The sequence below is a fragment of the Methylocaldum sp. GT1TLB genome (assembly GCF_051027445.1).
Classification (GTDB): domain Bacteria; phylum Pseudomonadota; class Gammaproteobacteria; order Methylococcales; family Methylococcaceae; genus Methylocaldum.
The window spans coordinates 443,166-462,478 of sequence record NZ_CP194898.1; the positions used below are offsets into that span (position 1 = coordinate 443,166).

Genomic DNA, 19,313 nt, shown 5'->3' on the forward strand with positions numbered 1-19,313 from the left:
CATGACTTATCGCGTCCATCCGTCCGAACGGATTGCCCATCGCGTCGACCGGAACCATTTTCTCCGCCTCTTGAGCGAGCATATCGAGAGAGGGCGCCTGCTGTTCGATACGGAAGATCTCCGCCCCTATGAATGCGACGGGCTTTCCGCCTACCGGGATCTGCCTTGGATCGTCGCTTTGCCGGAAACGATAGAAGAGGTGCAAGCCGTAGTTCGGCTGTGCCGGGAGCACGGCGTGCCCGTGGTCGCGCGGGGTGCGGGCACCGGGCTTTCCGGCGGGGCCTTGCCTATCGCCAACGGCGTCTTGCTGAGCCTCGCCAAATTCAACCGGATCATCGAAATCGACCGCGCGAACCGGACCGCCCGAGTCCAGCCGGGCGTCCGCAATCTCGCCATCTCGGAAGCCGCCGCGCCTTACGGGCTTTACTACGCGCCCGATCCGTCCTCGCAGATCGCCTGCACCATCGGCGGTAACGTCGCGGAGAACTCGGGCGGCGTCCATTGTCTCAAGTACGGATTGACCGTCCATAACGTCCTCCAGGTCCGGGTCGTGACCATGGACGGCGAGCTCGTTGTGCTGGGCGGATCGGGGTACGACAGTCCAGGTTACGATCTGCTGGCGCTGATCACCGGTTCCGAGGGCTTATTGGGCGTGATCGTCGAGATTACCGTGAAGCTGCTTCCGATTCCCCCTTGCGCACAGGTGCTTTTGGCATCCTTCGACAGCGTCGAGGAGGCGGGCGGGGCGGTGGCCGCCATCATCGGCGCCGGCTTGCTTCCGGCCGGCCTCGAAATGATGGACAACATCACCATTCGGGCGGTGGAAGACTTCGTGCATGCGGGCTATCCGACCGGCGCCGCGGCGATCGTGCTCTGCGAATTCGACGGTATTGCCGAGCAGGTCGAAAGCGATCTTCTCAAGGCGCGGGAAATTTTCCGGGCGGAAGGCGCGACCGAGGTCCGTCAATCGACCAGCGAGGCCGAGCGCAAGACATTCTGGGCGGGCCGCAAGGCGGCATTTCCGGCGGCTGGGCGCATTTCTCCCGATTATTACTGCATGGACGGCACGATTCCGCGCAAGCGTTTGCCCGAAGTATTGCGCCGGATTTCGGAACTCTCGGCGCAATACGGGCTGGTCGTCGGCAATGTGTTTCATGCCGGCGACGGCAATCTGCATCCGCTCATCTTGTACGATGCAAACAATCCCGGAGAGCTGGAGCGCGTCGAAGAGCTGGGCGGGAAAATCCTGGAGGCTTGCGTCGAGGTCGGCGGGACCATTACCGGCGAACACGGCGTCGGGATCGAAAAGATCAATCAGATGTGCGTTCAGTTCCGGGCCGCTGAATTGGCGCAATTCCACTCGGTCAAAGCGGCTTTCGATCCCGCCGGGCTGCTCAATCCTGGAAAAGCGATCCCTACGCCGCACCGATGCGCCGAATTCGGCGCGATGCACGTCCACCGGGGACAAATCGCTCATCCCGATTTGGAACGTTTCTGATGGACGCCGATCTCAGCGAGAGCCTTCGTCAAGCCGTAGCGGAGGCGACGGATTCCGGAACGCCGCTCACGATCGTCGGCAGCGGGAGCAAGACCTTTTATGGCAGACCGTCGTCCGGCAGCGTGCTGGGAACGGCCGGACACGCCGGAGTCCTGCGCTACGAGCCGACCGAGTTGGTGCTGACCGTGCGCTGCGGCACGCGGCTGTCCGACATTGAATCCGTTCTAGCCGAGTGCGGCCAGATGCTGCCTTTCGAACCGCCTCATCTCGGCGAGAACGCAACCCTGGGAGGCACGCTGGCCTGCGGATTTTCCGGTCCCCGTCGGCCTTTCGCGGGCTCAGCGCGCGATTGCATGCTGGGTTGCAGGATCCTGAACGGCAAGGGCGAAATGCTTTCGTTCGGCGGCGAAGTCATGAAAAACGTCGCCGGTTTCGACATTTCAAGGCTCATGGTAGGCGCCATGGGCACGTTGGGCGTGATCCTGGAGGCGTCGCTCAAAGTGTCGCCCAAACCCGAGCGCGAGTTGACCGTGTGTTTCGAACGGAGCATCGAAGAAGCCTTGAACACCATGAATCTGTGGTGTTCCCAGCCGTGGCCGCTGTCCGGATTGGCCTATGACGGCAGCCGAATCTATGCGCGGTTGTCGGGTTCGGACCGGGCCGTCGATGCCGTATACCGAAAATTCGGCGGCGACGTTTGCGCCGAGGGGGACGAGTTCTGGCGGGACTTGCGCGAGCAGCGTCACGAATTCTTCCGCGCCGACGGCAACCTTTGGCGGATATCCCTGGCACCGGCCACCCCGGCTCTGGATTTGCCGGGTACGTGGTTCTACGACTGGGGCGGCGCGCTGCGCTGGCTGAAGACCGGCGCTCCGTCGGAGAACGTGTTCCGGGCGGCGGAAGCGGCCGGCGGTCATGCGAGCTTGTTTCGAGGTCGATCCGGCGACGGGCGGGTGTTTCAGCCATTGCCGAACGGTTTGAAAGCTTTGCATGCGAGTCTGAAGCGGGCCTTCGATCCCATGGGCTTGTTCAACCCCGCACGGCTTTACGAGGACCTCTGATGCAAACCAGGCTGGCCGATTTCGTCAAAGACACGCCCGATGGTCGGGAAGCTGACGCGATTCTCAGAAATTGCGTGCATTGCGGATTCTGTACGGCCACGTGCCCGACCTACCAGCTTTTGGGGGATGAACTGGACGGTCCGCGCGGCCGCATTTATCTGCTGAAACAGATGTTGGAAGGACAGCCGGTCACGGCCAAGACGCAATTGCACCTGGACCGCTGCCTGACCTGCCGGGCTTGCGAAACGACCTGCCCGTCCGGCGTTCGGTACGGCAGGCTGGCCGATATCGGGCGGGGAATCCTCGAAGAGAAAGTCCGGCGTCCCTGGCTGCAACGCGTTCAGCGGCTGGCTCTGCGCAAGCTGATGCCGTATCCCGAGCGCTTCGGCCTGCTCGTGGGGCTTGCCAGGCTGGCTCGGCCCGTGCTGCCGGCGGCGGTCCGTGCCAAGATCCCCCCCAAGACTTGGAGCCCGGCGTGGCCGCCCGCGAGACATGCCCGCAGGGTGCTGATCCTGAAAGGTTGCGTGCAACCAGTGATGGCACCGGCCGTCGACGCCGCCGCCGCGAATGTCCTGGACAGAATCGGCATCAGCGCGATTCGCGTCCAGGGGAGCGGCTGCTGCGGGGCACTGAGCCATCACCTGGCGGCACACGAGGAGGGCGCGGCGTTCATGCGGCGCAACATAGACGCCCTGTGGCCGCATATCGAACGGGGGGCGGAGGCGATCGTCAGCACCGCCAGCGGCTGCGGGGTGATGCTCAAGGAATATGCCGGCGTGCTCAAGCACGACCCAGGGTACGCCGCGAAGGCCGAACGCATCTCCGCGCTGGCGAAGGATATCGGCGAGGTCTTGGCCGGCGAGGACTTGTCCCCGCTCAGGAGATCGAATGAACGCCGAATCGCGTTCCATTCGCCCTGCACGCTCCAGCACGGCCAGAAATTGAACGGATTGGTCGAAAGCCTGCTGTCGGGATTGGGGTTCGAGCTGACTCCCGTCGACCAGCCCCATCTCTGCTGCGGTTCGGCCGGAACGTACTCGTTGCTGCAGCCGGAGCTTTCCCGGCGGCTTTTGGTCGAGAAAATCCGAGGTCTCGAACAAGGCCGGCCGGAGTGCATCGCGACCGCCAACATAGGCTGCTGGGCTCATTTGCGGTCCAGGGCCAAGGTGCCGGTCCGTCACTGGATCGAATTGCTTCAGCCATAATTCCGCAACTTTCGTCGCGACGCTGACCTCTTGACAAGCTCGATTGTCGAATGCTAAACCGACGCCGATATCAAGAAATGAATTGTTTCCTTCATGTAGCGAGTTGTGTCAATCAGCAATCAGGAGGACGGTCATGAAGCGTATGTACTATCTCACCAGTAATCTCGACAGCACCGAGCAGATTTCGAACGATATGCACCAGGCAGGCATTACCGACTGGCATTTTCATGTCGTCAGCAAAGACGAGGCAGGCCTTTACCGACGTCATATACACGCTGCAAATCTCATTCAAAAACATGACGTTATCCGATCCGGCGAACGCGGGGCGGTGATAGGCGGCATCGTTGCATTGTTAGCTACGGCGTATGTCATGGCCGCTGAGCCCTTCGGATCGGACGTCAGCGGCTTGGTCTATGTTGCGATCTTCGGCTTCATCACGCTCTTCGGAGCCTGGGTAGGCGGTTTGAGCGGCTTGGCTACGGAGAATCACGCCATAGCCCAGTACCACGACGACATTAACGCCGGGAAATATCTGATCATGATCGACGTGCGCCGCGACCAGGAGGAGAGCGTCCGCTCGCTGATGGGGGAAAAGCATCCGGAAGCACGGCTGATGCGGGTGGGCTCGACTTTCGTCAATCCGTTCGAGTTTGCCAAAACGACACCTGCCTGAATTATTAATCCTTTACGCTTGGCCCTCGGTATTCACGCGATACTAGGTCGTTTGGAACAAACGATCGGTGGCTAATTTTGGTAAAATTTGGCCACCGATTCGTTTTCCTGCCGAGAATGACCCAAAAACTTTTCATAGAAACCATTGGTTGCCAAATGAACGAGTACGATTCCGCGAAGATGCGCGACGTACTCCATGCTTCCCATGGCTTCGAGCTGACCAACGACCCCGAGGAAGCCGATGTCTTGCTGCTGAATACCTGTTCAGTCCGGGAAAAGGCACAAGAAAAGGTTTTTTCGGAATTGGGACGCTGGCGCCCGCTCAAGGACAAGAAACCCGGCGTCGTCATAGGCGTCGGCGGTTGTGTCGCCAGCCAGGAAGGGGAGGCCTTGCAGCGGCGCGCCCCCTATGTCGATATGGTTTTCGGTCCGCAGACCCTGCATAGGCTGCCGGAACTGCTGGACAAAGTAAGAAAGGATAGAGCGCCCGCCATCGATGTTTCTTTCCCGGAGATCGAAAAGTTCGATGCGCTTCCGGAGCCGCGCGCGGAAGGACCCAAAGCCTTTGTCTCGATCATGGAAGGGTGCAGCAAATATTGTACGTTTTGTGTCGTACCTTACACGCGGGGCGAAGAGATCAGCCGTCCTTTGGACGACGTGATCGCGGAAATCGTCGCTTTGACGGAGCAGGGCGTGCGCGAGGTGGTGTTGTTGGGACAGAACGTCAATGCGTACCGAGGTGTGATGGCCGACGGCGAAATCGCCGATTTTGCTTTGCTGCTGAATTACGTGGCTGCGATCGACGGTATAGAGCGCATTCGATTCACCACGTCTCACCCGGTGGAATTTACCGACAGTCTAATCGAAGCTTACGCGGAAATTCCAAAACTGGCAGACCATTTGCATCTCCCCGTACAAAGCGGCAGCAACCGAGTTTTGAGCTTGATGAAACGCGGACATACCCGCGAAGAGTACATCGAGAAAATGCAGAGGCTGCGGGAGGTCAGACCCAACCTCAGTTTGTCGTCGGATTTTATCGTCGGATTTCCCGGCGAAACCGAACAGGACTTCGAAGAGACCATGGATATGATAGAAACTCTGGGTTTCGATCATTCTTACAGCTTTATTTACAGTCCCCGTCCCGGTACGCCGGCGGCCGAAATGACAGACGATGTGCCCATGACGGTGAAAAAGGAACGCTTGGCCCGGTTGCAGACGAGAATCAACGAAATGTCGGCGGAAATTTCCCTCGGCATGGTCAATACGGTGCAGCGTATATTGGTCGAGGGCCTTTCGAAAAAGGATTACGCTCAACTGAGCGGACGTACCGAGAACAACCGGGTAGTCAATTTCTCGGGCCCGTCGAAGCTAATCGGTCAATTTCTGGATGTCCTGATCGTCGAAGCACTGCCCAACTCGCTGCGGGGCAGATGGGTAAACACCTCGGCTCCCGATTTTTCAACCCACGAGACCAGCGGTCTCACCGCATAACTTGCTTAATCATCTGAACTCCTTGCATCTCACTTTAGAACCCGCCGACAACGAGCGGCTGGCCAGTTTGTGTGGCCAATTCGATGAACATCTGCGCCAGATCGAAAGACGGCTGGGCGTGGAGATCGCCAACCGCGGCAATCAGTTCGAAATCATAGGCTCCGGCAAACCGGTGCAGGCCGCGTACAAAGTGCTTCAAAGCCTGTTCGATGCGACCTCGCACGAGGTGATGACGCCCGAGCGCGTCCATCTGTCCTTGCAGGACTCCAATATCGCCGCCATGCTGGAAAGTGCCGGCGACGAGGTCGAACCGCTCGCCATCCGAACCAAGCGTGGCGCGATCAAGCCGAAAGGCGCCAATCAGGAGCGTTATCTCAAGAATATCCAGAGCCACGATATCAACTTCGGCGTCGGCCCCGCCGGAACGGGCAAGACCTATCTGGCCGTGGCTTGTGCCGTTGCCGCCTTGGAACGGGACGAAGTCAGGCGCCTGATTCTCGCGCGTCCGGCGGTCGAAGCCGGCGAGAAGTTGGGCTTCTTGCCGGGCGACATGGCGCAAAAGGTGGATCCTTATTTGCGGCCCTTGTACGACGCTCTCTACGAAATGCTGGGTTTCGAGCGGGTGGCCAAGCTCATCGAGCGCAACGTGATCGAGGTGGCGCCTCTCGCGTTCATGCGCGGACGCACCTTGAACGAGTCGTTCATCATCCTGGACGAGGCGCAGAACACGACCGTCGAGCAGATCAAGATGTTTCTGACCCGGGTGGGGTTCGGTTCCAAGGCCGTGATCACCGGCGACATTACCCAGATCGACCTGCCACGCAACAAGGAATCGGGGCTAAGACATGTCTTGGAGGTCTTGCGCGATGTCGAAGGCATCAGCTTTACCTTCTTTACGTCTCAGGACGTCGTGCGCCATCCTCTGGTGCAACGTATCGTCGCCGCTTACGAGGCCTACGAGCGAGCGAATGTGACCGATCGATCAGCATGATCCTAGAAACGGCAGTTGACCGCTTCGATGCATCAGAAAAGTCCAATGAATTATAAGTGTCCAACCGTGTACCGATCTCACCTGTTCGGTGAAACCACTACGCGCGCGATTGCACGGCGGACGGGCCGCCTGGCGGCGTTGCTCCTTCTTGTGGGGGACGGCCCCACGGCGGCGTCGCGCCTTGCCATCCGGCCCGTCCGCCGCACACTCGCGCGCGTCCAACTGCCGTTTCTAGGATGATAAGCGTCGAAGTCCAGCACGCCACAGTGCGGCAGTGGGTCCCGGAAGACGGAAAATTTCTGCACTGGGCGAGCGCGGCGGCGAAACGGGAGGATGCCGAGTTAGTCATACGGATTGTGGACGAGACGGAAAGCGTCGAATTGAACGAGCATTACCGGCACAAGGCCGGACCGACGAATATTCTCAGTTTTCCTTTTGAAGTGCCGGAAGGCGTTCCCAATCAGTTGCTGGGCGATCTCGTCATCTGTGCCGCCGTCGTCGAGCGCGAAGCGCGCGAGCAAGGCAAAACACTCGAAGCCCACTGGGCGCATATGGTGGTGCACGGTGTGCTGCACCTGCAAGGTTATGATCACATCTCGGAAAGCGACGCCGCCGTCATGGAGGCGGAAGAGATCGCTATTCTCAATGATCTAGGATTTCCCAATCCCTATGAGGAGATCATCACGTCATGAACGAGGAGCAAACGGGCGAGCATCGAAGTTGGCTCGAACGACTAGGCCTTTTCTTCACGGGTGAGCCCGAGGACCGCGAGGATTTATTGGAATTGTTGCGCGCTGCTCAGAAGCGGAATCTGATCGAGCTGGAAGCGCTTTCGATGATCGAAGGGGTCATGCAAGTCTCGGAACTCAAGGTCCGTGACATCATGATTCCCAGAGCCCAAATGGTCGTGGTTTCGCAGGATGCGGAACTGGAGACGATATTTCCGTTGGTGGCCGAGTCCGCCCATTCCCGCTATCCCGTCATTGGAGAGGATCGTACCGAAGTGGTCGGCATTCTTCTGGTGAAGGACCTTTTGATTCACAGCCTCAAGGACAAGACGAAGCGGGTAAAGGAAATCATGCGTCCCGCCCAATTCGTCCCGGAAAGCAAACGACTCAACGTGCTGCTCAAAGAATTCCGTACGACCCGCAGCCACATGGCTATCGTGGTCGACGAGTACGGCGCTGCGGCCGGTTTGGTGACGATCGAGGACGTCTTGGAACAGATCGTCGGAGAGATCGAGGACGAGCACGATTTCGGCGAAGAGGAATACATTTTCAGGAAGAACGATCGCGAATATACGTTGAAGGCTCTGACGCCGATCGACGAGTTCAACGATTACTTTTACGTCGACTTCAACGACGATGAATTCGATACCATCGGGGGGCTGATCGTTCACCAACTCGGCCATGTCCCCAAGAGGGGCGAGAAAGTGGAGATCGATCGCTTCCGCTTCATCGTGCTGCGGGCCGACAGTCGCCGCGTGCACTTACTGAAGCTGATCCTTCTGCCCCAGCCCGAAAGTCAATCCGAGACTAGCGCTCGCGTGGATTGATAAGATTCTGACCGTGTTTTACGACATCCTGGCTCTGATCGGCGGTCTATTGTTGCCGCTGGCGTTTGCCCCGTTCGACTATCCCATTCTTGCCGTCATCGGCTTATTTCTCTTGTTCGCAAGCTGGCTGAACGTCTCGCCGGGGAGGGCGTTTTTGCGCGGCTATCTATTCGGCTTGGGACAATTCGGCCTGGGCGTTTCCTGGGTCTACGTCAGCATGCACGATTACGGCGGCGCCAGTCCGCTGGAGGCCGCAGCGCTGACCTTCGTGTTCACGGCCTTCCTGGCGCTTTATCCGGCACTGGCAGGTTGGCTTTCGCGTCGCTTTTTCATCGGAAGCCGGATCTATCAATCGCTCATCGTTTTCCCGGCCGTTTGGATTTTGGGGGAATGGGTACGAGGCTGGTTCCTCACAGGGTTTCCGTGGCTGCAAGTCGGCTACAGCCAAATCGACACCCCGTTGGCCGCCTACGGCCCCGTCCTCGGGGTCTACGGTATCGGCTGGGTGGTGGCCTTCGTGGCGGGAGGAGTCCTCGCGGCATTTTACTCGGCGCGCAAACCGCGGACCCTCATAGCCGTTGCGATCGTCTTAGTGCTCGGCATGGGTAGGGTGCTGAGCGGCGTTTCCTGGACGCAGCCTGCGGGTGAGCCGTTCAAGGTGACCTTGCTCCAGGGTAACGTGCCTCAAGACATGAAATGGCAGCCCGAATTCCAGCGGGAAACGCTGCAAATGTACACCGAGATGACGCGGAAATCGTGGGGTTCGCGGCTAGTCGTTTGGCCGGAAACCGCCATTCCGGCGTTTTACCATCAGGTCAAGGAGACCTTTCTTGCCGATCTGGAGACGGAAGCGGCGGCGCGGGGTACCGATCTCCTGATCGGCGTACCGTTTTACGATCAAACCCAAGACCGCTATTTCAATGCGGTCGTTGCGCTGGGGGAAACGCCGGGGATTTATTTCAAACGGCATTTGGTACCTTTCGGAGAATATCTGCCGCTGCGGCCGGTGCTGGGTTTCATACTGGACATTCTGGAGATTCCTCTGTCGGATTTCGCCAGCGGAAACGGCGGCCAAGCGGCTCTGGTCGCTGCGGGGCATCCTCTGGCAGCCTCGATCTGCTATGAGGACATCTTCGGCCAGGAGTCGCTGGCCGTTCTACCTCAGGCGGCGTATCTCGTGAACGTTACGAACGACGCCTGGTTCGGCGACTCTATCGCACCCCACCAACATGTGCAGATGGCACGGATGAGGGCGCTCGAAACCGGACGTTACATGCTGCGCGCCACCAACACCGGTATAACCGCGATTATCAGCCCTAAGGGCAAAATCGATGTCGCCGCGCCTTTGTTTCAGCGTACTCAGGTGACCGGGACGATCACGCCCATCGAAGGCAGCACGCCTTACGCGCGGCGGGGCGACTGGCCGGTCGTCGTGGTTCTGGGGATGGGCTTGAGTTTCGCGGCTTGGCGTCGTCGGCGCATCCTACAGACGGATTCGTCAGCCGAGTAGGTCGGGAATCCTTTCCCGACATCGCGGGTTGGTTAGGCGTTCGTCGGCAAAGGCTTGTTGATCGGCGCCTATCCCATGACGCCCTACGCCGCGATCGACGGCAATGGCAGCCTTCGGTTCTCGCGCAGCAGACGGCCGAATTGCTCCGCCGTGACCGGACGGCTCGAATAATAACCCTGCATGTCGTCGCACCTGTGCCGGCAGAGGAAAGTCAATTGTTCCAGGGTTTCCACGCCCTCCGCGATGACCTTGAGACCAAGGGTGTGGCCCAGCGAGATGACGGTCTGCACGATCACGGCGTCATTGGTGTCGGTTGCGATGTCGCGGACGAAGGACTGGTCTATTTTCAGCCGGTCGAACGGTAGCCGCTTGAGATAACTCAGGCTGGAATAGCCCGTTCCGAAATCGTCCACCGAAAGCTTTACGCCCAACTCTTTCAATTCCTCCAAAATCGGAATGAAACGCTCGGGATCGTGCATGACCATGGTTTCGGTCAATTCCAATTCCAGATAGCGGCCTTCCAGTCCGGTTTCCCGTAGCGTCTGGTTGACCAGTTTGACGAGATTTCCGCGTTTCAATTGCTTAGCCGAAAGATTGACGGCGACGTCGAACGGCGACAGTCCCGCATCCTGCCAGGCTTTGCTCTGCAAACATGCGGTTTTCAGAGCCCAAGAGCCGATCGCGTGGATTAAACCGGTTTCCTCGGCCATGGGGATAAACCGGGAAGGCAACACCAAGCCTAAGTCCGGATGGCGCCACCGGATCAGCGCTTCCGAGCCGATGATCCTTCCGCCCCTGAGTTCGACCTTGGGCTGATAAAAGAGCTCGAATTGCTGCTGTTCCAAAGCCCGCCGCAACGCGCTTTCCATTTTGATGCGTTCGATCGCGCGCTGGCTCATTTCGCGGGCATAAAGCCTGAAACCGCTGCCGCCTTCCTCCTTGGTTCGGTACATCGCCGTGTCCGCATGCTTGAGCAGCGTCTCCATGTCTTCGCCGTCGGCGGGATAAACGCTCGCTCCGATGCTGCCGCTCATGAACAGTTCGCGTCCCTCGATCAGGAAAGGTTTGGCGATAGCCCGCAAGATCTTGACGGCTACGAACTCGATGTCTTCCATTCTTTCGAGATCCGAGAGCAAGATGAGGAATTCGTCGCCGCCTTGCCTGGCTACCGTATCGCCCTCGCGGACGGACGCCTGGAGACGCTCGGCGACGGCCTGTAGCAAGGCGTCGCCGAGCGCGTGGCCGAAGCTATCGTTGACATCCTTGAACCGGTCCAGATCGAGAAACAGCAAGGCTAAAGGCCGCTCGGTGCGCTTGGCGTGGGCCAGCGCCTGGGACAGGCGGTCGGCGAGCAGGGTGCGGTTGGGTAAATGAGTCAGGGCATCGTGGGTCGCCAGGTACTCGATGCTGGCCTCATATTTCTTTCGCTCGGTAATGTCACTTGCGACGCCGTCGAGACGCATAGGGTTTCCGGCCTTGTCGTAAATGACCTTGACCCGGTCTTCCAGCCAGCGTATTTCGCCGTCCGGACGCAGAATACGGTATTCCGCGGTCAACGTACCCGTCTCCAATAGCTCTCCCAGGGTTTTCTGCATCCGCTCCCGGTCATCGGGATGGACGCTTTGCAGCCAGAGGTCCTTGTTCTTCATGAAGTCAGCGACGGGCCGGCCCCAAACTTTCTCCGCCGCGGCGTTGACGTAAAGCGTTTCGCCGGTCGTCGGCGAGAGAGACCAAACGATATTGTCTATCGAGCCGAGGATGCTGCTCAGTTTTTCTTCGGAAATCTTGAGTTCTTCCTCGGTACGTTTACGTTCCACGAACAGGCCGATTTGGCTGCCGATCGCGGTGAACATGTTCATCAAATCTTCCTTGGGTTTGCGGATTTCCCGGCTGAAAAACTCGATGGCTCCGAGCACCCGGCCCTCGAAGCGTATCGGAAAGCCGAATGCGGCGCGGAGCCCGGCATTTCCGGCGAGTGAGGCTCGCAAGAAGCTGGGGTCCCGTGAGAGATCCGCAATCCAGATGGACTTTGCGGACATCCAGATGCGTCCCGGCAGTCCTGCTCCGGGCGCAAAACTCATCGACCGGCTGGACGCTGCGAATTCCTCGGTATCGGAACCGTCCCTGCGCCAGAGGCCCGCGCAGCGCGCCACTTTCGCCCTGTCGTCCACCACCCATAGCGCCCCCACATCCACATCCCAGTTCAGAGTCTCGCAAATCACTTGCAGAATCTTTGGGCTCGCTTCCGCTACCGTTGCCGACTCGGCCAAAATCCGGGCCACTTCGTATTGCGTCGTCAGACGCCGTTCCGCGCGATCGCGGGCTGCTTGGGTTCGGAGGTTGGCTATGCCGTATGCGATATCGTCCGCCAGCTCTTCCATCAGGGCCTGTTCATCGGGACCGAACGCGCCCGGCACGTTGTCGTAAATGCTTAAGGCGCCAAATGTATGGGAGTCGGTTTTGAGGGGGAGGGCGATGACGGAGCGATAGCCCCGCGAGAGAACGTTTTCCCGCCAACCGGGCCATTCCCGAATGATCGCCAGGTCCGGCACGACAACCGTTCTTCCGCTGCGGATCGCCCTGCCGACGGGCGTGCAACAGCTGTCCGTGTCCATCTTGGTGAATCGCCATTCTTGAAGGCACCCGACTTCGCAACCTGCGTGGGCGACCGGGACCAGCGTTCTGTGTTCTTCGTCGCGGACCACGCCGATCCAAGCCATCGGATAGTGGCCCGCTTCGACCATGGTTTGGCACATCTGATCGAACAGGTCGTGCTCCTCCCGGGCATGAATCAACGCATGGTTGCATTCGGCCATCACGGCGCGCGCACGCAAGGTTTTGCGCAACGACTCCTGAGCCTGCTTACGTTCGGTGATTTCGAGCTGCAAGGCCACGGCCCGGCGCTGCAATTCGTCGTAGAATCCGAGATTTTCATAAGCGGTCGCCACCTGGGCCGTTACGGTAGCGGCGATATCCTCATCGATTTCGTCGAATTCCGCCGCTCCCACCTTATTGGCGACATAAACCCAGCCATAGAGTCGGCTCGAGGATGCAATCGGCAAACCGAGGAGGGAATGGACCGGCGGGTGTGCGGCGGGCAGACCCAAGACCTCGGGATCGCCGCTCAATCCGGCAACGCGCAGTGGACGGCGTTCGGTCAGCAAACGGGCCAAAATTCCGCTTTTGGGCGGCAACGAGTTCGAAAGATCTATCGTTAGGTCTTCCATGCCGCGCGTGTAGACCCGGCACAGGTGTACCTCGTCCTCCTCCAGCAAGCCGACGACGGCATATTGGGCGGCACAGACGTCGTGGGCAGCCCGGCAAAAGGTCTCGAGCAGCCGTTCCGGATCGCGGACCGAGGTAAGTTCCAGTCCCAACTCGATGAGCGTGGCGAGCCTGAGACTGATCTCCTGCAGACGAGTCAGGGACATCGAGAAGCGTGCGGCAATGTCGCGTAACTCGGGCTCTCCGACTGCCGCCGGTGCGGACTCGATGATCCGCGCTACCGACTGGCGGATCGTCTCGATATCGGAGAAGTAGCCGGTGAGTTGGCCGGTTATATCGCCGAGCGACTCCGTACCGCGCTGAGTCGCCGTCTCGGGCAGACGGTCGGGTTCTATCGCGGGCAGCCCGAGCACGTTTTGTACGACGCCGAGAATTTCCTCGGGCGAGGAGGGTTTGGCCAACACGGCGGTCACTCCGCAGGCCTCGGCCAAGCTTCGCGCTTCCGGCGTGCGGTAGGTTGCGGTGTAAAAGATCACGCGGGTATCCGCGAGCGACGGTTCGGCGCGGAGACGGTTTACCAGTTCGTATCCGTCGATAGCCGGCATCAAGATATCGGTGATAACCAGATCGGGATGCTCGGCTCGGACGAGGTCCAGAGCTTCCGCGCCGTCCGAAGCCTCGAGCAGGCGATGGCCGCCGTAGCCGAGGAGCGTTACCAGAAACTCTCGGTTTAGGGGGCGGTCGTCAACGATCAGAATCTTAGCCATACCGGGCTCCGTCCAGACAATGCTCGATCATTTTCAGCAAGTCAGCGGTTCGATGGGTTTATTAACCCGGCCCATAAATGTAGGCCGAGTTATTTCGGGGCAAGGACGCCCCGGTGCGGCGACAAGCCGCGTGAGCCCAGGCCGGGCGTGTACCGGGCCTGGGCGATGGCCAGTAAACGCCAGGAGGGTATTTAGGGGCCTGATTAATTGGTTTCAAGCGGTTGACGCCCTGGCTCGGCATGAGTTCCCGTGCCTTGGCACCAGGCGCCCAGGCGGCGATGAGAATGACTGGCGCGGCTCTGGCCGCTCTAGGAATGCTCCGGTCGTTCATGTTGGGCATCTTCAGGTCGGTCAAAATCGAACCCCAGCGAGTTGGAACGCAAATAGTTCGGCAAGAAACGTTCCAGTTGCCCGACGAAAGACTCCGGCTCGATGGGTTTGGAGAGATAGCCGTCGAACCCGGCAGCAAGCAGAGCGTCGCAATCGCCTGCCATGGCGAAAGCGGTAACTGCCACCACGGGAATGTTCCGGAGGTCGGTACGGCGTCTGAGTTCCCGAATCACGCCATAGCCGTCCAGCTTGGGCAGCTGGATGTCGCAAATAATAAGATCGGGCAGCTCCCGGCGGGCGATCTCCACACCCACTTCGCCGTCGCGGGCGGCAAGCGTGACATGCCCATACGCTTCCAGCAGATAGGCCATTAGATCCATGTTGTCGGGATTGTCCTCGATGAGGAGTATACGCGCCGGCATCAGCCAGATGTCTTTGACGGCAAGCTTAGGGTGAATGTACTGCCGGCACCGTATTCGCTCCGTACATCGATGTGTCCGCCGATTAGGGAAGCCAGCTTTTGGCAAAGGTACAAGCCCAGTCCGGTGCCTTCGGAGGGACGGTTGGCGGCGGCGTTCACTTGGGTAAACGCCCGAAACAGCTTGGCTTGGTCTTCCGGTTTGATCCCGATGCCGGTGTCCAGCACGCTGACGTCGATCATCGTGTTGCCGTTTTCATGGCGCCGGCTCAACTCGATCGATATCTTGCCCTGTGAGGTGAACTTAAGGGCGTTGTTCGCGAGATTGATTAGGATTTGTACGAACGCGCGCCGATCGGTTTCGATGACGATGTCGTCCCGCGGAAGCTCGATATCGAGTCCGAGGCCTTTTTGTTCCGCCATCGGACGCAGGGTTTCGGCGACCTCCCGAATCGCCTCCTGGCACACAAAGGGTTCCGGATTGGATTTGACTTTGCCCGATTCGATCTTGGCGAGGTCCAGCAAATCATTGATCAGCGACAGCAGATGCTTGGCGCTGGTCTGAATGATCCGGAGCTGTTTTTCCTGTGCCGCGGTGAGAGGCCCCGGCAGCCTCATCAGCATGGTGCCGGTGAAGCCGATGATGGCATTGAGCGGCGTGCGCAGTTCATGGGACATGCCGGCCAGAAAATGGTCCTTGGCCAGATTGGCCCGTTCCAATTCGAGAATCTTCTCGCGCAGGGACTCGTCAAAATGCTTGCGCTCCGTGATGTCTCGGATTGAGGCGATAACGAGGATGCCGTTTTCGGATTCGAGCGCGCTGAGCCCGATATCGGCCGGGAACTCGGAGCCGTCCCGGCGCAGGCCGTGTAGGTCAAATGCGGCATCGATCGGCCGAACCCCCGATTCGTCCAAAAAAGGATTGCTGCGCCCGGCCTGTTCGCCGCGGAAACGATCGGGCATCAGAATATCGACGTTGCGGCCGAGCAGTTCGCTGCGGTCGTAGCCGAACAATTTCTCGGTTTGCGAGTTTACGAATGCGATCCGGCCACCGCGGTCGACGATGACTATAGCGTCCGGCGCCGTTTCCAGTAATTCCCGGAAGCTCTCGGTTCCGGTGATCGCGCCGGACGGGCAGCCCGTTGTCATCGGATTGTTATCGGACTCGATTAGTGACGACATGCCTCAAGCAGATAATGGTGTTCCTGGTCGGACTTCGTCCGCTGTCCAAGGCGGCGAACGAACGCTGTTCCCAGTACTCGGTTCCGCTATTGGTTCGTAGACCGTTTGTCATCTGAAAAAATCCCCTTTTTAGGTGTAAAAAAGTCATTACCCGCATACGCTCCGTGACAATCGTCGATCCGGTTAGCCGGTACTGGATAGCCATGGACCTTCAATCGGCGCGGTTTGTACGGGCTCCCGGTCGGCTCGGGATATAATCCTCCCATGCAAACGATTCCGTTGAATAGTCACCCGTCCACGCCCTGCGAGCTCATCCGCCGTTTCACGGTGCGTGTGCAGAAGACATCGGATGGGGTGCTCGCCCTCGAGTATACGGTCGAAGGGGATGTGGCGGGTCTACATATTCCGCGCCCTCGGGCTGCACGACGCACCGACGGCCTTTGGCGGCATACTTGCTTCGAGGCATTTCTGATGCACCGCGAAGGGTATTATGAATTCAATTTCGCGCCGTCGAGCGAATGGGCCGTCTATCATTTTGAGTCTTATCGAGACGGCATGTCGGTCGTTAGACAAGCCCCACCTCCGAAAATTTCCCTGAGGCTCGATGCCTATCGGCTTGGGCTGAATGCAATGATCGACCTGAACGGTCTATCGACCGAGATCGAGAGCGCAACCCTGAGCCTGGCATTGTCTGCCGTGATCGAAGAGCAGGACGGCAGGCTATCGTATTGGGCGTTCAAGCACCCGCCGGGCCAGCCGGATTTCCATCACCCGGACGGTTTCGCGCTCAGGCTCGATTCCGCCGGCAACAACTGAGATTTGCCACAAGGAGACATCGATGAAGTTTGGCATCGACCGGCTGCTCGACAGCCCGGATCTTCGCAAGCCGCTCCGGGGCCGCCGTGTGGCCTTGCTCGCTCATCCAGCCTCCGTCACCGCCGATCTGGTTCATTCCTTGGACGCGCTGGCCGCGCTCGACGGCATCAAGCTCGCGGCCGCTTTCGGACCTCAGCACGGTCTGCGCGGCGACAAGCAGGACAATATGGTCGAGTCGCCGGATTACACCGATCCAGCGCACGGCATTCCGGTCTTCAGCCTATACGGCGAAGTCCGGCGCCCGACCGACGCCATGATGGACAGCTTCGACGTGCTGCTGGTCGATCTGCAGGATCTCGGCTGCCGAATTTATACCTTCATCACGACTTTGCGATACGTACTGGAGGAGGCGGCCAAGAAAGGCAAGACAGTCTGGGTGCTGGACCGGCCGAATCCGGCGGGCCGTCCGATCGAGGGGCTGCGATTGCGAGCCGGTTGGGAGAGTTTCGTGGGGGCCGGCGCGCTTCCCATGCGGCATGGACTTACGCTGGGCGAGTTGGGCCGCTGGTTCGTGGAGAGCCTGCGCCTCGACGTGGATTACCACGTGGTGACGATGGAAGGCTGGGACCCGGCGAATGCGCCGGGCTACGGTTGGCCGCTGGGCGAACGCACCTGGATCAATCCCAGCCCTAACGCGCCGAATCTATGGATGGCGCGCTGCTACGCCGGCACGGTCATGCTGGAAGGCACGACCTTGTCCGAGGGCCGCGGCACCACCCGTCCCTTGGAACTTTTCGGCGCGCCCGATCTGGACGCGAACCGGATCGTCGCCGAGATGCGGGCGCTGGCTCCGGACTGGCTGCAAGGCTGTCGGCTGCGCGTCTGCTGGTTCGAACCGACGTTCCACAAGCATGCCGGAAAGCTATGCGAAGGCGTGCAGATTCACGTCGAGGATGGCGCCTACGATCATCAAGGATTTCGGCCCTGGCGCTTGCAGGCACTGGCATTCAAAGCGATTCGCAATCTCTGGCCGGACTACGATCTCTGGCGCGATTTTCCTTACGAGTACGAATACGATCGTCTCGCCATCGATCTGATTAACGGCAGCGAACTGCTGCGCCAATGGGTGGACGCCGCCGATGCCGCTCCCTCCGATCTCGATGCGCTGACGTTGCCGGATGAACGCGCATGGCAGGAAGAGCGGGAAGGGCTGCTGCTGTATCGGTGATCAGTTTCTAGCCGGTATTCTTCCGTTTTGGGGATACGGCCAAAAACAGCCGACGTTTCAAATGGTTCTCTGTCCAAGTCTTTGTTTCTTTGCCGCAACATGTTTGTTTTTGCGGCTTTTGGACCTTGGGCAATAGCACGTAAATTCTTATCGATAGCTCGCAGGCCCCGTATTATCTGGCTCTGCGAGATAGAGCAAAACGAGCTGACGGGAGCGGCTCATGCCGTGGGCCCATCATTTGTAACGGAAATGATGCAATTTCCATCTCAGTTTTCCTGTTTGCGGCGTCAGGGAATTTTACGTATCTAATGCATTGTTTTAGTGTGAGAAGTCGGTCAGATATCACTATTGTGAAACATTTCCGGTCGGATAAACGGCTCCTTTGGCCTCGTTTCTTTGAAGAGCGCGTCAAAGATTTTTACGGGTCCGAGGCTGCATGGCAGAAGCCGTTTGTCGAGCAAGATGTGCAGGTTGAGGGAATGTTCACCGACCGCCAGCCGCAGTAAACGTGAATCCAGCGGCCGAAACGGGAAACGCCATTGGCAGCGAATTTAAGGCAGCAATTCCTATGTCGATAAACCCGAACGGGATTCCCGAGCCCAGCATCGTTTGGCCTCTTGCCAGAGGCTAAATTGGACCGGGCTTTGCGAACAGAAAGCCGGCTGAACGCCCCTGAAACGCGCTTAGAGGGATAAGAAACGCCGACTTCCTGCCGGCGTTTCTTGTTTCGATACGGCCGAAAGATGTTAGGCCTCCGGATCGTACATATCGTGCTTGATCGTGTCGCGGTTGGCGATCAGTTCCTCGACGGAGGGCTCGTCGTTGAGCGCTCGCTTGATGGCCAGTTTGGTCGCATCGTAATTGGTTCGGTACAGGTCCTTTTCGTCCAGATTGGGATCTTTGGCGCACTCGGGATCGATCCAGATCAGGCTGATGATGCAGAGGTTATTGACCTGATCGCGAGGAATAATGCCTTCGATCACGCAATCCAGCACCGCATCCGCCGTGGCCGACTGAACCACGCCGCCGAACAGGTTGACGTAGGCGCTGCTTTTCATGGTGACTTTCGGCACCATCAGCGTCGCCGGGCGCACCTGCTGATTGCAGGCTCTGATCGCGAACATGCGGGTATGGCCCGCGGTCTGCCCCATCATGTTGGCGAAGGCTTGTCCGACCGGGCCGTTCACGTCGCCGATCAGAATTTCCGGCATGGCGTCGGTATATTGTCCCTCGGCGGCGAGTACGGTGGCTTCGCCGGTCTTGAAGATGATCTTGTCGGACATGGAATGTCTCCTTCATTTCGTGGAAAAGACGGTGATATCAGGGGCTAGGGGGCCGATGGGTTGACCGATGACGGGCAAGTT

Annotated in this window: 15 protein-coding genes; 11 read left to right on the forward strand and 4 right to left on the reverse strand. The window is 59.2% G+C overall.

Annotated elements, in window-relative coordinates:
• Nucleotide 1: 1 nt before the first annotated feature.
• The 9 genes from ACR2R1_RS01960 to lnt all read left to right on the forward strand — a co-directional run bounded on the left by ACR2R1_RS01960 (nucleotide 2) and on the right by lnt (nucleotide 9,983).
• Nucleotides 2–1,498, forward strand: a complete 1,497-nt coding sequence (locus ACR2R1_RS01960; protein ID WP_434112420.1) for an FAD-linked oxidase C-terminal domain-containing protein — start codon at nucleotides 2–4, stop codon at nucleotides 1,496–1,498.
• A complete protein-coding gene (glcE, locus tag ACR2R1_RS01965; RefSeq protein WP_434112422.1) occupies nucleotides 1,498–2,559 on the forward strand; it encodes a glycolate oxidase subunit GlcE in 1,062 nt (353 codons plus the stop codon). Before ACR2R1_RS01960 ends, glcE begins: the two co-directional genes overlap by 1 nt.
• Nucleotides 2,559–3,764: a glycolate oxidase subunit GlcF gene (gene glcF / locus ACR2R1_RS01970; protein WP_434112424.1), complete on the forward strand. Its 1,206-nt coding sequence runs from the start codon at nucleotides 2,559–2,561 to the stop codon at nucleotides 3,762–3,764. The genes glcE and glcF overlap by 1 nt, the downstream gene beginning before the upstream one ends.
• A gap of 133 nt (nucleotides 3,765–3,897) precedes the next feature.
• Nucleotides 3,898–4,437, forward strand: coding sequence for a hypothetical protein (locus ACR2R1_RS01975; RefSeq protein WP_086135585.1), 540 nt, complete (start codon nucleotides 3,898–3,900; stop codon nucleotides 4,435–4,437).
• Between the two features lie 116 nt (nucleotides 4,438–4,553).
• Nucleotides 4,554–5,927 carry a tRNA (N6-isopentenyl adenosine(37)-C2)-methylthiotransferase MiaB gene (gene miaB / locus ACR2R1_RS01980; RefSeq protein ID WP_086135620.1) on the forward strand — a complete coding sequence of 458 codons (1,374 nt, stop codon included), beginning with the start codon at nucleotides 4,554–4,556 and terminating at the stop codon, nucleotides 5,925–5,927.
• A 13-nt stretch (nucleotides 5,928–5,940) separates the two neighbouring features.
• A complete protein-coding gene (locus ACR2R1_RS01985; RefSeq protein ID WP_434114168.1) occupies nucleotides 5,941–6,918 on the forward strand; it encodes a PhoH family protein in 978 nt (325 codons plus the stop codon).
• A 236-nt stretch (nucleotides 6,919–7,154) separates the two neighbouring features.
• Nucleotides 7,155–7,610, forward strand: coding sequence for an rRNA maturation RNase YbeY (gene ybeY, locus ACR2R1_RS01990; RefSeq protein WP_434112427.1), 456 nt, complete (start codon nucleotides 7,155–7,157; stop codon nucleotides 7,608–7,610).
• Entirely contained in the window at nucleotides 7,607–8,473 is an 867-nt protein-coding gene (locus ACR2R1_RS01995; RefSeq protein ID WP_077730130.1) for an HlyC/CorC family transporter, read from the forward strand. The genes ybeY and ACR2R1_RS01995 overlap by 4 nt, the downstream gene beginning before the upstream one ends.
• A 13-nt stretch (nucleotides 8,474–8,486) precedes the next feature.
• Nucleotides 8,487–9,983 (forward strand): apolipoprotein N-acyltransferase, encoded by a 1,497-nt coding sequence (gene lnt, locus ACR2R1_RS02000; protein ID WP_434112429.1) that lies wholly within the window; start codon nucleotides 8,487–8,489, stop codon nucleotides 9,981–9,983.
• 83 nt (nucleotides 9,984–10,066) lie between these two features.
• Here the strand turns inward: lnt and ACR2R1_RS02005 are convergent, their stop codons facing one another.
• From ACR2R1_RS02005 to ACR2R1_RS02015, 3 genes are all read right to left on the reverse strand, one after another.
• The gene (locus ACR2R1_RS02005) at nucleotides 10,067–13,975 is read right to left on the reverse strand and encodes an EAL domain-containing protein (protein ID WP_077730132.1); all 3,909 of its coding nucleotides are present in this window, start codon (nucleotides 13,973–13,975) and stop codon (nucleotides 10,067–10,069) included.
• 308 nt (nucleotides 13,976–14,283) lie between these two features.
• Nucleotides 14,284–14,727, reverse strand: a complete 444-nt coding sequence (locus ACR2R1_RS02010) for a response regulator (RefSeq protein WP_434112431.1) — start codon at nucleotides 14,725–14,727, stop codon at nucleotides 14,284–14,286.
• Complete coding sequence (locus ACR2R1_RS02015) at nucleotides 14,727–15,872, reverse strand: PAS domain S-box protein (RefSeq protein ID WP_168183911.1); 1,146 nt, start codon at nucleotides 15,870–15,872, stop codon at nucleotides 14,727–14,729. The genes ACR2R1_RS02010 and ACR2R1_RS02015 overlap by 1 nt, the downstream gene beginning before the upstream one ends.
• A gap of 297 nt (nucleotides 15,873–16,169) precedes the next feature.
• Here ACR2R1_RS02015 and ACR2R1_RS02020 point away from each other — a divergent pair, with 297 nt between their 5' ends.
• Both ACR2R1_RS02020 and ACR2R1_RS02025 read left to right on the forward strand, forming a co-directional pair.
• Nucleotides 16,170–16,721 (forward strand): DOMON-like domain-containing protein, encoded by a 552-nt coding sequence (locus ACR2R1_RS02020; RefSeq protein WP_434112434.1) that lies wholly within the window; start codon nucleotides 16,170–16,172, stop codon nucleotides 16,719–16,721.
• A gap of 22 nt (nucleotides 16,722–16,743) precedes the next feature.
• Nucleotides 16,744–17,949: an exo-beta-N-acetylmuramidase NamZ family protein gene (locus ACR2R1_RS02025; protein ID WP_434112436.1), complete on the forward strand. Its 1,206-nt coding sequence runs from the start codon at nucleotides 16,744–16,746 to the stop codon at nucleotides 17,947–17,949.
• A gap of 746 nt (nucleotides 17,950–18,695) precedes the next feature.
• On the opposite strand, the gene fae is transcribed toward ACR2R1_RS02025, so the two are convergent.
• Nucleotides 18,696–19,232 (reverse strand): formaldehyde-activating enzyme, encoded by a 537-nt coding sequence (gene fae / locus ACR2R1_RS02030; RefSeq protein WP_434112438.1) that lies wholly within the window; start codon nucleotides 19,230–19,232, stop codon nucleotides 18,696–18,698.
• Nucleotides 19,233–19,313 lie beyond the last annotated feature (81 nt).

Coding starts and splice junctions, on each gene's coding strand:
- ACR2R1_RS01960 (WP_434112420.1), top strand. CDS start 2: ATGACTTATCGCGTCCATCCGTCCGAACGGATTGCCCATCGCGTCGAC.
- glcE (WP_434112422.1), top strand. CDS start 1,498: ATGGACGCCGATCTCAGCGAGAGCCTTCGTCAAGCCGTAGCGGAGGCG.
- glcF (WP_434112424.1), top strand. CDS start 2,559: ATGCAAACCAGGCTGGCCGATTTCGTCAAAGACACGCCCGATGGTCGG.
- ACR2R1_RS01975 (WP_086135585.1), top strand. CDS start 3,898: ATGAAGCGTATGTACTATCTCACCAGTAATCTCGACAGCACCGAGCAG.
- miaB (WP_086135620.1), top strand. CDS start 4,554: ATGACCCAAAAACTTTTCATAGAAACCATTGGTTGCCAAATGAACGAG.
- ybeY (WP_434112427.1), top strand. CDS start 7,155: ATGATAAGCGTCGAAGTCCAGCACGCCACAGTGCGGCAGTGGGTCCCG.
- ACR2R1_RS01995 (WP_077730130.1), top strand. CDS start 7,607: ATGAACGAGGAGCAAACGGGCGAGCATCGAAGTTGGCTCGAACGACTA.
- ACR2R1_RS02005 (WP_077730132.1), bottom strand. CDS start 13,975: ATGGCTAAGATTCTGATCGTTGACGACCGCCCCCTAAACCGAGAGTTT.
- ACR2R1_RS02010 (WP_434112431.1), bottom strand. CDS start 14,727: ATGCCGGCGCGTATACTCCTCATCGAGGACAATCCCGACAACATGGAT.
- ACR2R1_RS02015 (WP_168183911.1), bottom strand. CDS start 15,872: ATGACAACGGGCTGCCCGTCCGGCGCGATCACCGGAACCGAGAGCTTC.
- ACR2R1_RS02020 (WP_434112434.1), top strand. CDS start 16,170: ATGCAAACGATTCCGTTGAATAGTCACCCGTCCACGCCCTGCGAGCTC.
- ACR2R1_RS02025 (WP_434112436.1), top strand. CDS start 16,744: ATGAAGTTTGGCATCGACCGGCTGCTCGACAGCCCGGATCTTCGCAAG.
- fae (WP_434112438.1), bottom strand. CDS start 19,232: ATGTCCGACAAGATCATCTTCAAGACCGGCGAAGCCACCGTACTCGCC.